8 protein-coding genes are annotated in these 14,067 nt (G+C 49.3%); 4 read left to right on the forward strand and 4 right to left on the reverse strand.

Annotated elements, in window-relative coordinates:
• Positions 1-26 precede the first annotated feature (26 nt).
• The 3 genes from JIG40_RS01620 to pncA all read left to right on the forward strand — a co-directional run bounded on the left by JIG40_RS01620 (position 27) and on the right by pncA (position 6,553).
• A complete protein-coding gene (locus tag JIG40_RS01620) occupies positions 27-3,656 on the forward strand; it encodes a cadherin-like domain-containing protein (RefSeq protein ID WP_348541332.1) in 3,630 nt (1,209 codons plus the stop codon).
• 180 nt (positions 3,657-3,836) lie between these two features.
• Complete coding sequence (gene helD / locus JIG40_RS01625) at positions 3,837-5,900, forward strand: DNA helicase IV (RefSeq protein ID WP_165880715.1); 2,064 nt, start codon at positions 3,837-3,839, stop codon at positions 5,898-5,900.
• Positions 5,901-5,929: 29 nt separating this feature from the next.
• Positions 5,930-6,553 carry a bifunctional nicotinamidase/pyrazinamidase gene (gene pncA, locus JIG40_RS01630; protein WP_199464663.1) on the forward strand — a complete coding sequence of 208 codons (624 nt, stop codon included), beginning with the start codon at positions 5,930-5,932 and terminating at the stop codon, positions 6,551-6,553.
• A 30-nt stretch (positions 6,554-6,583) separates the two neighbouring features.
• Here the strand turns inward: pncA and JIG40_RS01635 are convergent, their stop codons facing one another.
• Together JIG40_RS01635 and torT are read right to left on the reverse strand one after the other, a co-directional pair.
• A complete protein-coding gene (locus JIG40_RS01635; protein ID WP_020433155.1) occupies positions 6,584-7,039 on the reverse strand; it encodes a methylglyoxal synthase in 456 nt (151 codons plus the stop codon).
• A gap of 54 nt (positions 7,040-7,093) precedes the next feature.
• Positions 7,094-8,104, reverse strand: a complete 1,011-nt coding sequence (torT, locus tag JIG40_RS01640) for a TMAO reductase system periplasmic protein TorT (RefSeq protein WP_199251558.1) — start codon at positions 8,102-8,104, stop codon at positions 7,094-7,096.
• Between the two features lie 75 nt (positions 8,105-8,179).
• Here torT and torS point away from each other — a divergent pair, with 75 nt between their 5' ends.
• Entirely contained in the window at positions 8,180-11,056 is a 2,877-nt protein-coding gene (gene torS / locus JIG40_RS01645) for a TMAO reductase system sensor histidine kinase/response regulator TorS (RefSeq protein ID WP_199464664.1), read from the forward strand.
• A gap of 92 nt (positions 11,057-11,148) precedes the next feature.
• Here the strand turns inward: torS and pyk are convergent, their stop codons facing one another.
• Together pyk and JIG40_RS01655 are read right to left on the reverse strand one after the other, a co-directional pair.
• Positions 11,149-12,612 carry a pyruvate kinase gene (gene pyk / locus JIG40_RS01650; protein WP_199464665.1) on the reverse strand — a complete coding sequence of 488 codons (1,464 nt, stop codon included), beginning with the start codon at positions 12,610-12,612 and terminating at the stop codon, positions 11,149-11,151.
• Between the two features lie 74 nt (positions 12,613-12,686).
• Positions 12,687-14,066, reverse strand: a complete 1,380-nt coding sequence (locus tag JIG40_RS01655) for an MFS transporter (RefSeq protein WP_020332452.1) — start codon at positions 14,064-14,066, stop codon at positions 12,687-12,689.
• Between the last annotated feature and the right edge of the window lies 1 nt (position 14,067).

Genomic DNA, 14,067 nt, shown 5'->3' on the forward strand with positions numbered 1-14,067 from the left:
GCATCGATGTGCAAGGCAGTGACCTTGTGGCGGATGCGGACAGCACCATCGTGGCGAGCGTGAGTGGCACCGATGAAGCGGGCAACGCGTTCACGGCGACGACCGAGGCGAGCGGTGACCATAAAGACGGTGGTTATATAGTGGCCCCTATAGCCCAAGACGATACATCAACCAGTAACCACTGCTTCTCGGGTAAATATTATGCGTACGACGAGCGGACTGGTGGTTTGGGTAACATGGATTCGATAGCAGATGCTCTGGATCTTATTGCTAAAAATCAGCCGGACGTGACGTTTGATGTGTCTAACATTGATTACCAGTTAAGCAACGGGAATCAGAATGGTGGGTTAACGTCCAATTCGCAGCTGCAAGATTTCTTAGGTTCTGACGCGAGCTCGATGAAGGGTTCTGTACCGAGCAACACCACCGATGGCGTGATGTTGCTGACTGGTGCGGTTTACTTGGCTGCAGGGACTTATTCGCTGAAAGTGAATGCGGACGACGGTTACTTTATTAAAGTCGATGGTCAAGTGGTTGCTCAGTACGACGGTATTCAGTCTACGACCGAGCGTGTCCATGACACTTTTACATTGAGTTCTGATGGTTACCATAACGTTGAAATTGTGTACTGGGATCAAGGTGGCAATGCTGTTCTGGATGTTGCGATTGGACAGTATGAAGATGGCGCTTTGGTCGGTGGCTTCTCTCCACTGCTTGATGCGCCGGTGTTGGGCGATGAGTTATGTATGGTTCAAGACGGAAGTCTGACTATCGATCCTTCAGTCTTGTTGGCAAACGATTCTGACCCTGACGGTGACACATTGGAAATCACGTCGGTCGATTCTCCATCGACGGGCACTGTGACATTGAATGATGATGGCTCTATTAGCTTTAAGCCTGCGCCAGGTTTCGATGGCGACGCCACGTTTACTTATACCGTTAAGGATAGTGATGGGTTGACGGATACTGCTACCGTAACTGTCCACGTTGCGCCTATTTCTGATGGTCTATTGGTAACTGCGTCGCTCAGCAATAGTGACCATTACGTGTCCGATTACATTGAAAGCATTATCGCGAATAACCCAGATGCGGGAACGACTGGTACATCAGGCAACGATATCCTGATTGGAGACGACTCAACCCAACAGATTTTCGGTCATGAAGGTTCGGATATTTTGATTGGTGGCAACGTTACTAACTTAGTGATGTACGGTGATGAGCGTGGCAGTGGTGATGATGTGTTGATTTCTACTTCGATAGAAGCCACAACAACATACTATGGCGGTGAAGGAAACGATACGGCTTATTTGAATGCTTCATTGTCGGATCTTGTCTTTATTGCCCAAGGCGACAACCCGCTAGCACCACAGGCAGATTTTACCTTTAAGTATAAAGGTAACGATGCGTATCACGATTTTTATAGCATCGAAACTCTGTACCTCAACGATGGCAAGTACGAAATTCATGATGGTACTCTGACTAAAGTTACTGATTTTCTTGAATTGAACATCGATGTTGATCTTAACGATGCTGATGGCAGCGAAGTGATCACGGAGGTTATTGTATCCGGTGTGCCTGATGGCGTGACGTTGTCTATTGGTGAGGATCTTGGTAACGGCCGCTGGAGTATTCCGGCAAGCGCATTGGATTCTGATGGTAAAGTCACGCTAGTCGTAGAGGCTCCAGCGGGTACTTCTCCAGATCTTTCAGTTACGGTTGGTGCTCAGGAAGTCGATAGCAACGGCCAAGCTGCGGATCTGCCTAAATATGCTTCAACAGACATTGGTACCGTTGGCCTGCCGGATAGCGCACCTAACGGTGATAACACTGTAAATGGTGGCAAAGGCGACGATGTCCTGATGGGCGATATTGGCGGTTATGTTGTCAGCGTTCAGCCTGGTGTGGATTACAACATAGCGCTGGTCATCGATACATCGGGCAGTATGGATGACTCGATCGATGGTGGGTATTACAGCAAATCACGTGTAGATGTCGTTAAAGAAGCGTTGGTGAATCTGGTTGAACAGATCAGTCAACACGACGGAACAATCAACCTTAAGCTTATTGGTTTTGATTACTATATTGATGTGTCTTTTGAAGTCAGTGACTTGCAACCGAACACACAGGGCTACACTGACCTCATCAATCAGATTACGACTCAACTCAATGCGGATGGCGGTACTGATTATTATGTTGCGATGAAAGCTGCGAATGATTGGTTCGATAGCTTAAGCAATGACGGCCAGAATCTGACTTTCTTCCTGACCGATGGTGAGCCTAATAGCAGTACCCTACAAAGCGCTTTGGATGAATTCGCAGAGTTGAGTAGCAAGTCGACAGTCATGGCAATCGGCATTGGTGATAATATTTCGCAAGATACTTTGAAGTTCTTTGATAATACCAATACGACAGAAATGCAGAGTGTAGATAGCCTTGCTTCTACGAGTTTCCTCTACAAATTTAATAACTCTATAGAAGGCTATGTGGTTAGTGGCGATGGTAATGGTGAAGTGTACAAAGGACACAACAGTCTTGTTATGTCGGATATGGATACTAATGACAACACTATTCCCGTTGTCTATCGTTCGACTATCAAATATCTGGATGACGGCGAATCGGAAATTAAGTTTGACGTAAAAGTCGTAAACAGTACATTTGGTTGGAAACTCTATAATGACTCTTATCAGTTGGTGGCTTCAGGATCTCTTGACTCTAGTGGTAGTGTGTCAGTATCCGATCTGGCAAAAGATGGATACTTCTTCGAATTTTCACTAGACGGTCATATTACATGGCAGAGTGCTTGGGCTGAAATTGACAATATATACTCTGTATCTCCGACTTATGCGTTGGCTGGCGAAGTCCAAATTGTAAATTCAGCCGAGGATCTTCAGGCTGCTCTGCAAGGTGGTAAAACCATCACTGATATTGCGGAGATGGGCAACGATACGGTCAACGGTAACGAAGGTAACGATATCCTGTTTGGCGACTCAATTAATACTGACGAGCTACCATGGGGGCAAGATGGTAACCCGGATAAACCTTCCGACTTAGCCGATGGTGCGGGTTATGACGCTCTGGTGACATTCCTTGAGTTGCGTGATGGTTCTACACCGTCTCAGGTTGATATCTATGAGTTCATCAAAGACAACCATGAACTGTTTAACGTCGCCGGTGATAGTCGTGGTGGTGACGATATCCTAAATGGCGGCGATGGTAACGATATCCTCTATGGCCAAGGTGGTGATGACACACTAAACGGTGGTGCGGGGAATGACATTCTCATCGGCGGATATGGCAACGACATTCTGACGGGTGGTGATGGTGATGATCTGTTTGTCTTCGGTGGTGAAGGTGCTGCCAAAGCTGAAGATCAATTTAAGACCCATATGGATGTCATTACTGACTTCCATTCTGGCGATAAGATTGACTTGTCACAGATGCTGGACGAGACATCTTACAGTTCGATGGAAGATCTGTTGTCACACATTGAGGTAAAAGTCGACGGAACTGAGCTTGAGCTTAAAATTGAAGGCAATAACTATACTCAATCGATTGTATTGAATAATGGCGCGACCGAATTTGGCATCAGTGATAGCTCTTCAGGTACACAGATAACGAATCTGCTGCACGATATTATCAAGCAAGATAATAACTGATAGACAAAGCCCACCCATTGGTGGGCTTTTTTTTTCCCGATTCCTTCAGAAAATCAGGCTTAACATCTTGTTTAATAGCAGGTTGTGGTTGTTGTCTAATCAAACAATTGACATTAATTTTTCATAGCAATGGTCGTTTAGGTTATTATTGTGCGCAACGAAATCGGTGAGTGATAATCAATGCAGCTAAGTGCGAAGAAGACTGCACAATTTTTTATATCTAACGAATATCATCAAGTTGAGCTTGAAGATGAGCTGGTTGTGCTCTCGTCGCACCTCAGTGAAGAACGTATTCCGTTTAACGTCTGGAATGGGCAGATTAAAATTCATCGCGGGCTCGTTTGGGGCGCGCTTCAATTCTACGCCCACGAAGAACTCGGTGTGCAACGCTCTTGGTTGGTACAGGGATTACCTTGGCCGGAATGTCGCCAGTTTGCGCATAAGCTGGTTGCTATTTATCAGCAATGGCATAACCGTCAATGCGAGCAGCTCAGTCACTACTTACCGAAATGGCAAAATGAACTGATTCATTTGCAGCGTTTACCGTCATTTCTCCCCCATTCTTTGGTCGACAATTGGGTGACGTCTGTTTTTGACGATCTGGCAACCATGGGCATGACTCTCGAAGAGGCGCACAAACGCCTGCCAGAGCATATTGAACATCTCTCGCCCTGGCTGCTTGATACCAGTGAATCGCTGTTAGAGCGTAACCACCGCTGGATTGAAAACGAGCGGCTGAACTGGGAAGTGCTGTTCTCCAAACTGGAATCGTCACCGCTCAATGTGTCGCAGCAGCAAGCTGTATTGCTCAATGACGATCACAACTTGGTGTTGGCTGGTGCCGGCTCAGGAAAAACCAGCGTATTGACGGCAAGGGTTGCGTATTTGCTGCAAAGCCATCTGGCCAATGCGGAAGACATTTTGTTGGTGGCGTTTGGCCGCGATGCAGCAAAAGAAATGGAGCAGCGTCTGAGCGATAAGATTGGCTTGGCGGCTGAAAAGGCACGTGTTAACACTTTCCATCAATTGGGACTGTATATTCTTAATCAGGTGGAAGAGCAAAGCGTGGTGATTTCCCCGATTGCACTGGACGATAAGCTCAAAAAGGCGTGGTGCATCGATTGGCTCAAACGCCATTGGATGACGCCAACCAACTTCAAACGCTGGCAGAAGCATCTGGCGAAATGGCCGATTGCTTATCTGGCTGGAGACGATGAGCTGGGCAGCCATGTCGAGAACCCGAAACTGATTGCGTGGCTGGAAAAACAGTTGGATCAGTTGGCGCAGCTTAGTATCGGTAAGAAAGAGATATTGCAACGGTTGGTTGAACATCCTGATTACGCTCGGTTGAACAGCGAACTGTCGCTGACCTGGCCTTGTTATCAGGCCTGGCAGCAAATGCTTAAAGAAAGCAATCAGATCGATTTCAATATCATGATCAGCCGCGCAACGGATTACGTCCGAAAAGGCAAGTTCAATAGTCCGTGGAAGTTCATCATGATTGATGAGTATCAGGATATTTCGCCGCAGCGTTTAGAACTGATTCAGTCTCTTTGTGAGCAGAAACCGGATGCTACTAACTTGTTCGCCGTTGGTGATGACTGGCAGTCTATTTATCAGTTTGCCGGTTCTGATGTCAATTTGACGACGGGGTTTTCTGCGCGTTTCCCGCATTCGACGATCCATCATCTCGATACCACTTATCGATTTAATGACCAAATTGGCAGCGTTGCCAACCGGTTTGTGCAGGAAAACCCCAGTCAACTGCCGAAAGAGCTCAACAGTTTCAAAACCCAAAAACAGAAAGCGGTGTATGTGGCGCCAAGCAATCACGTCGAAAAAGTGCTCGATCAACTTAACCGCCAAGCGAGCGGCATGAAAACGGTCCTGCTGCTTGGCCGCAATCACTACCACAAACCAGAATTATTACGTGACTGGCAAAACCATTACCTGTCGCTGCGCATTGAGTTTATGACTTGCCACGCCAGTAAAGGCAAAGAGGCCGACTATGTGATTGTGTTGGCGGTTGATGAGGGACAGTTCCCGGCCAGAGTGAAAAGTTTACATCTCGACGGCGCACTGACGCAGTCTGATGATAGCTTCCCTTATGCAGAAGAGCGTCGCCTGTTTTACGTCGCGATGACTCGTGCGAAAGAGAAAGTATGGATAACGCACAGTGGCAATGGTTCTGCGTTTGTGCAGGAGCTCTTGGCCAGCGACTATCCGGTGGTGAAACAGAAATAACGTACATCTTTATCAAATAAGGACACATGATGAGCAAGACGCTGATTTTAGTTGATGTGCAAAATGATTTTGCGCCGGGTGGGGCATTGGCTGTGCCAGAAGGTGATGTAATTGTCCCTGTGATAAACCGGCTTTTGCCTCACTTTGAACACGTTATCGCGACGAAAGACTGGCACCCAGCCGGGCATGCCAGCTTTGCTTCCGTGCAAGGCAAATCGATTGGTGAAGTGGTTGATCTTAAAGGTGTCAGCCAAATCATGTGGCCGGATCATTGCGTACAGAAAACACCCGGGGCGGAGTTTATTCCCGGTTTGAATACCGACGCGATTGATTACGTGGTTTACAAAGGAACGAATCCGGATATCGACAGTTACAGCGGCTTTTTTGATAACCAACGTCTGCAAAGTACAGGGTTGGAGGATTACCTGAAAGATAAAGGGATTCGTGAAGTCTACATCGTTGGCTTAGCGACAGATTACTGCGTGAAGTTCACGGCACTGGATGCGGCATCACTCGGTTTTCAGACCTCAGTGATTGAAGATGCATGCCGCGGCGTGAATATGTCGCCGCAAGATTCTGAGCAAGCTTTGGCTGCGATGAAAGCGGCAGGCTGCCACGTGATCACTTCCATTGAGTTTCTGGCGCACTGCTAAACAAAAATCCCCTCAATTGAGGGGATTTTCTTATGTGCGATCAGCCAGGTAAGCTTGGTAATCGGGAATTTCAATGTCGACGTCTTGTGCCATCAGTTCAGAGTTGAACAGGAACTTGGCGGTGGCACGGTTGGTGGCAACCGGAATGTTCCACACACTGGCGATACGCAAAAGCGCTTTGACATCCGGGTCGTGCGGTACCGCGTTGAGTGGATCCCAAAAGAAAATCAGCACATCGATTTTACCTTCAGAAATCAGTGCGCCAATCTGTTGGTCGCCTCCCATCGGACCACTGATCATACTGGTGATCGCCAATCCGGTCTCTTTGCTTAACATGTGACCCGTGGTGCCCGTTGCGTACAACGAATGTTTCTCCAGTTTTTCGCGGTTTTCTTGCACCCAGCGCAGCAGCTCGCCTTTGTAGTTATCGTGAGCAACCAGTGCGACGTGTTTGCTCGCCGCCATCGTGCGCGTTGTTTTTTTCATTGGTTCCATTCCTAATGTTTCTTATCTTGGTGTGTAATAACCAAAAGCGCTTGGCTATTCAACGACTTTTACTTCAAAAGTTGGCCTGAACTCTGATGGAGATAACGATTCAGCAATAATCTGCTCACTCAGCGTTTCTGGGGTGAGTTTGGCGATCTCTGGTGCCGCGTGATGTTGGTACGATTCACCGCGTAAATAGTGCACGGCCTGACGAACCGATAAGCGTCCTTGTTCGACCATTCTGTCACTTGGAGCGAACGCCACGCGGTCTCGCAATAGTCCCCGATAGACGCCGTGACTGAGGTAGGTTGATACCAACTGAATCTGCTGTTGTTTGTTAGCATTTCTGAGTTCGCTGATGGCTGCTTCAATCGCAACGGCGCTGCCGACGATGTAATCAATACCTGGCTGTTCGATCACTTGTTGTACCAGATTGCGTTGCAGCTCTTTGTCGTTATCTGCCCACAGAGTGATGTCGATGCGAATATCGCTGCGCTGAATCGCATCATAAAAACCTTGTACCATGGGTTTCGTACCGCCACGCTGTTCTGGTCCGGGTAGCAATCCGATATGCGTAATTCCACTGCCTTGAGGATGAAGTTTGGCGAGGTAATCGCCAGCATAATACCCCATCCAGTACCAGTCGACGCCCACTTCTCCTTTGAGATGCGAACGCTGAGTATCGTCTAAAATCAGATGGTTGACGGTGGCAAATACGGGCACTTCGCCAGTCAATTGGCTCAAGTCATGCTGGTATAGATTGGGCGATACCGTGCCAAGCAGAATCGCCTGGGCACCCCATTCAATACAGTCTTTGATCTGTTGCTGCTGCTTAAGTTGGTTTGGGTAGCCACCAGCTTCCAGCACTTTGAGTTCGATGTGTTCTCTGCGCGCCTCATCAACCATGCCGTAGTTGATCGACAACCAGTAGGAATCCTTCAGATGCGGATAAAGAGCGCACACTTTAGGTTGCGCAGCCGCTATTCCACTGAAGGCAGAGCAGGCGAGGATCAACAGTGTGTGAAACAAGCGAGAAAAAAACGGATAAAGCATGAGGTTATTCATTGGCGAACAGTGGTAAACACTGCAAAATATAGCCTATTCCCACCCTTTAAAGAAGCGACTTAGCAGGTCAACAATATGCGAATCAGCAAAACCAGCATCGGACGTAAATTATTGTTATCGTTTATCGCGATGGCATTTCTGGTGCTGCTATCCGCAATTATCGGCGTGTTGGGTTTTTCGCAGGTTTCAAAAACCGAACGTCAGGTCGTCAACAGCGCCATTCCGGCCATGCTGGAAGCGCGTCAGGTGGCCGAACTCAGTAATCGCATCATTGGTTCGGTGCAAACGCTCTCTACTGCTACCAATGAAGAGCAGCGTAAGCAGGTTGGTAAAACCCTGTTTGAACAACTCGGCCAGTTGCTTGAACACGTTAAAACCCTGGGCCAGGACTCTTCCGATACTCAGTTGTTGAGCTCGCTGGAAGCGGATGTGCAAAGTGTGATTGATACACTGGGTCTGCTCGGACAAGAAGTTGAACGTAAACTGCAGCTGACGGAAACGCTAAACTACCAGGCGCTCAACATGCGCGCTTCGGCGCAAGAGCTTGAACAGCTCACCCGCACGCAGGTGCTCAACACCAGCACAGTGGCGGTGGCCAATGTCACACATATCTACGATTTGCTAAAGGAAAAACGCACGGCGCAGGTTTATAAGGCGCTCGATACCTTGGTCGAGGTCGATTTGGATTTGTCCGAACGCCTGCACGAATTACATCTGCTGGCCTACAAAGTGCTTAATGAAATTGAAGAGACCCGCACCGTCACGGATATTCAGCGTATCGTCGCGCTTCAGCAGGAATTTGTCACCAATATTGAAGTGATGCAACGCCGCGTCCAGGCGGTTGAAGATCCAACCCGTTCCAAACAGATGACTCTGCTGCTCACTCAATTGGAACAGCAGCAGACTCTGTTTGATGATTTGATCGCACGCCATAACAGTACGTTGCGCGCGCAGGATCTCGCCACTCAATCGCTGGACCAGTTCGCCTCTTTGAACCAGCGGGTCAACCAGTTGGTGGATACGTCTAACCAGTCGGCCACTGCCGCGGTGTATGAACTGTCGCGGACATTAAGTCTGGCGCAATGGACGTTGTCAGTTCTGAGCTTAGTTGGTCTGATCGCCACGACGATCATTGTCTGGCGCGTGGTGTATCAATCGGTGGTTAAACGCTTGGCGCGGCATACATCGGCACTGCTTTCGGTCGCAAAAGGACAATTACAAGTCGAAGTGGAAACGCAAGGCCATGATGAGCTGGCGGAAATGGGCCGCGCGATTGCGACGGCTCGTGACACCGCAAAAGCGCTGAAAGTTGTCGCGGAAAGCGAAGTTAAGGCCAAGCGAGAGCTGCAAGAGCACAAGGCGCATCTGGAAGATGTGGTTGAAGAGCGCACCTTACAGCTACGCGAAACGAACCAAAAGCTCAATCAGGAAGTACTCAACCATGCCAAAGCGCGTCTGGATGCAGAGCAGGCAAGTCGCGCTAAATCGGTATTCCTCGCCACCATGAGCCATGAAATTCGCACCCCAATGAACGGAGTATTGGGTACCGCGCATCTGCTGCAAGATACTCCGCTGTCTGACACGCAGCGTCATTATGTCAACGTGATTGACCGCAGCGGGCAGAACTTATTGGCCATTCTTAACGATGTTTTGGATTACTCAAAAATCGAAGCCGGACATTTACAGATTCGCCATGCCAGCTTTAATTTGCGTCACATGCTGCGCTGCGTGTATCAGCTGATGGAAAGCCGGGCGAAGGAAAAAGGTTTAGCTCTCAACCTGCACATTGATTCGGATTTGGCGGATTACTGGAAAGGGGATGAAACCCGTCTACAACAAGTTCTGAACAATTTAGTGAGCAATGCGATTAAGTTCACGCCGCAAGGGCATGTTGACCTGGCGGTTTATCCTGACCCGAATGACGAGTGCAACGTGCTGTTTGAAGTGTGCGATACAGGTATTGGCATCAGTGCTGCCGATCAGCAAACCTTGTTTGACGCCTTCACTCAGGCGGAGGCTGGGCTTGCAACTCAAGGCGGAACAGGGCTCGGTTTGGCCATCAGTTCTCGCTTGGTGGAAGCAATGCAAGGTGAACTGCAGGTTGAATCGAGCCTCAATGAAGGTAGTCGCTTTTACTTCTCTCTGCCTTTGGAACTCGGAGACGCGGTAACCGAACCGGCGGAGGTGCCGCTGACCAATACGTCATCAGTCAAGGTGTTGGTGGTCGAAGATAACGATGTTAACCAGTTGGTGGCGGAAGGTTTTCTTAATAGCCTGGGCCATCAAGTGGTGATCGCCGCCAATGCTAAACAAGCGTTGAGCGTGTTTGCCCAGCAGCGGTTCGATATTGCGCTGCTTGATATCAATCTGCCAGACGGAGATGGCGTGAGCCTGATGAATCAGCTCAGAGCACTGGAACAGCAGCAAGGGCAAACACCGATACCGATGGTGGCGGTGTCGGCTCACGTATTTAATGAAGAAGTGAACCATTATCTCGCTTCCGGTTTTGACGGTTATCTGCCCAAACCGCTGGTGAAGTCAGAATTGGCACGCATGCTGGTGCAACAACTGAGGCTGAGCGATACACCGCACAAGGCGACAAACAGCCAGTCTCATCAGGACAATATTCTCAATACTGCGCAATTGCATGACGATATTGAGGTACTTGGCATGGAGAAAATGGCCGAAATCGTCCGCTATTTCCGACAAGGCGCGCAGCACACATCGATGCAGTTTGCTGACCAAACGCTCAGCGAAGAGGCGATCAAGCAGGCTGCCCATAAACTCAAAGGATCGGCCGGAAGCTTGGGCTTAATACAATTGATGAAATTGTGTGAGGAGGTGGAGCGCGCTGCATCGCCACGCCAACGAGCGAGTGAGAAGCTGGATGAAATTAAGCAAACGATAGACGCTTCGCTCGCTGCACTAGAGGCAGAAATTAACTGGTCATAAAAAGGGCCTGCGACAAGCGCAGGCCAAAACCCTGTGGAGCAGGGGAGGGTGTGGTCACTATGTGAACCAGCGAGTGCGGTAAACCCTACAATTTAAGCCGCTAATTCTTTGGGAGTGGTGAGGCTCAGCAGGCGGCAGACATTCACGCTGCCCACCCCTTCAACGGATTCCAGTTGCGTCAGCAAAATAGACGAAATCTGCTTCTGCTCGGCTTGAGGGCGAAGCACGTTGAGCAATTGCTGTGATAGCTGGTCGGCATTTGGGTTGATGTTTGGCAAATAAATCGGCGTGACACCACGCAGCAGAGCCAGTTTGTTCAGTAGCTCAGGCTTATCTGAAATAGCCCAAATGGTTGCCTGGCTTTGGCAACGAGACATCAAAAGCGGTGTTTCACCCTTTTGAGTGATGATGGCTACGCCAAGATCTTTGTGTACTTTTGAGGCGGAAATCATCGATGAAAGAGCAAAACTTTTACCCGCATCGCTGCACAGATGATGCAGCTTGTCCCAGCAGTCCTGAGCACAAGACGCTTCGTTCTCCACGCCCGTCGCAATGCGAACCATGGCCTGAACCGCTTCGACCGGATACTGGCCTGCGGCCGATTCTGCCGACAACATCACTGCGTCTGTACCATCCAGAATGGCGTTGGCAACATCCAGCACTTCTGCGCGCGTTGGCAGAGGGTTTTCAATCATCGATTCCATCATTTGTGTTGCGGTGATCACTGGCTTGCCGTGATGTTTGGTGCGGGCAATCAAAGCTTTTTGCACACTTGGCAAACGTGCGTCGCCAATCTCGACCCCAAGGTCGCCACGCGCAACCATAATGACGTCGGAAGCTTGAATCATGTCATCCATGGCTTCGAGGCTGCTGACCACTTCAGCGCGCTCAACTTTGGCGACAATTTGTGCAAAGCAGCCTGCGTCTTGAGCTAACTTGCGAGCGTACTCAATATCCTGACCATTACGAGGGAAGGAGATCGCGAGAAAATCGGCATTCAGTTTGGCGGCGGTGATGATGTCCTGTTTATCTTTGTCCGTCAGTGCTGGTGCAGACAGGCCACCGCCCAGCAGGTTGATGCCTTTACGGTTAGAAAGTTTGCCACTGTTGAGCACTTTGGTGGTGACCTGTTGTTCGGCTTGATTGACGTCCAACACTTCCAGTTGAATGCGTCCATCATCGAGCAGCAGGATGTTGCCTGGCGTTAAGTCGGCAATCAGCTGTGGGTAATCGAGTCCGACACGTTGCTGATTGCCAGCTTGTTGACCCAATCGACCGTCCAATATGAAGATATCGCCAGCGGTGAGTTGTACCACATCATTTTCAAAGCAGGAGATGCGGATTTTGGGACCCTGAAGATCAACCAGCACTCCGACACTGACATTCAACGTTCGGGCAATGTCCCGCACCAGTTCGGCGCGGGCAATGTGTTCTTCTGCGCTGCCGTGTGAAAAGTTCAGGCGCACGACATTGACGCCGGATTGAATAAGTTGAGTCAGCTTTTCACGACTCTGACTGGCAGGGCCTAGCGTAGCCACAATTTTGGTTTTACACATCTGTAATTCCTAATAACGACGAAACAAAATACAAAAATGAAGAGCAGGAGCCAAAGCCCCTGCAAGATCAATAATTAAGAAGCGGTGCTGGTTTGCAGCTTTTTGCCTTCAACGTCGTCGATATCGACCACTTTCTTCGCATTCCAAACGGTGAGAGCAAGCAGAACAGAGACAATACTTGCGGCCAGCCAGAAGTACTGCGCGCTGCTGAAGTCGTACTTTGATACGCCATCCACTTCAGTGATTTTGATCAGCGACGCTGAAATCAGTTCTTGCGCAGAAGCGGCGATGTATGAACATAGGCCAATCAGACCTTTTACTGCGCCCACCGCGTTTTTCGGCATCAGGTCACACGCCATTAAGCCCGCAAGGAAGACAACCAGACCACCGATAGAGAAGCCGATCATGCTGAGCGCGGCTGCATCAACGAAGCGGTTGTCCGGGCCGAAGAACATCAGGCACATACCCGCCACGTTAGCCAGTCCGTACATCAGGTTAGGAATATTACGGTTACCTTTGAAGACTTTGTCAGACAGGATACCGGACAAAATTGCGCCCGCCAGACCAGCCGTTGGGTACATGGACATCGCAAAGCCAGCGTCAATCAGTGAGTAACCTTTAGACTCTTGCAGATAGAGAACCGCCCATGAAGACATCGCGTAGCGAGAGATGTACATCGCAGCACAAGCGAAAGCAATCAGCCACACCACCGGCTGTTTGAGAATGAACATCTGCGCGCGGCGAGTTTCTTTCGGATCAGAAGCTTTTTTGATCTCTGCTTCTTCACCAAATGCCGACGCGGGATCTGGCAGGCCGTAAGTTTGAGGGCGGTCTTTCAACAGCTTCAACATAATTAGCGCTGCAACTACTGCTGCGATACCCGCGCCGATGAAACCTGCACGCCAACCGAAGTAGCTCACCAGAGAAGCTGTCAGAATCCAGGTAATACCTTCGCCGATGTTCCGTGAACCACCCCAGATAGAGTAACGGCTACCACGCTGTGACGGCGAAAACCATTGGAACAGGGATACACAAGAAGGTGCGGAGCCGACAGATTGGAACCAACCGTTCAAGCCCCAAAGCAGAACGAAGAAGAAGCCGACGGTATTCATCCCCATGAAAACGGCGGTAACACCGGAGAACATCAAAGAGATCGACATGAAACGGCCGATGTTCGCATAGTCGGACAAGAAGCCATTGAGGAACTTACCGAATGCGTAGGTAAAGAAGAACGCAGAACCCATGATACCCAGTTCTTCGATAGTGACGATGCCTGCATCCAGCATCGGCTTTTTCACCACGCCAAGGCTCATACGTACGACGTAGAAGACAGCATAACCAAAGATCAGGCCAGAGAAGACCTGCCATTGAAAACTTTTGTAGCGTTTTTGCATCTCCGCACTGGAGCTGTCCGATAACGGCAGATCCGGGCGGGTTTTAAAGAAGTTGAACATA

The sequence above is a fragment of the Vibrio sp. bablab_jr001 genome (genome assembly GCF_016464285.1).
In the GTDB taxonomy this organism is placed as follows: domain Bacteria; phylum Pseudomonadota; class Gammaproteobacteria; order Enterobacterales; family Vibrionaceae; genus Vibrio; species Vibrio fluvialis.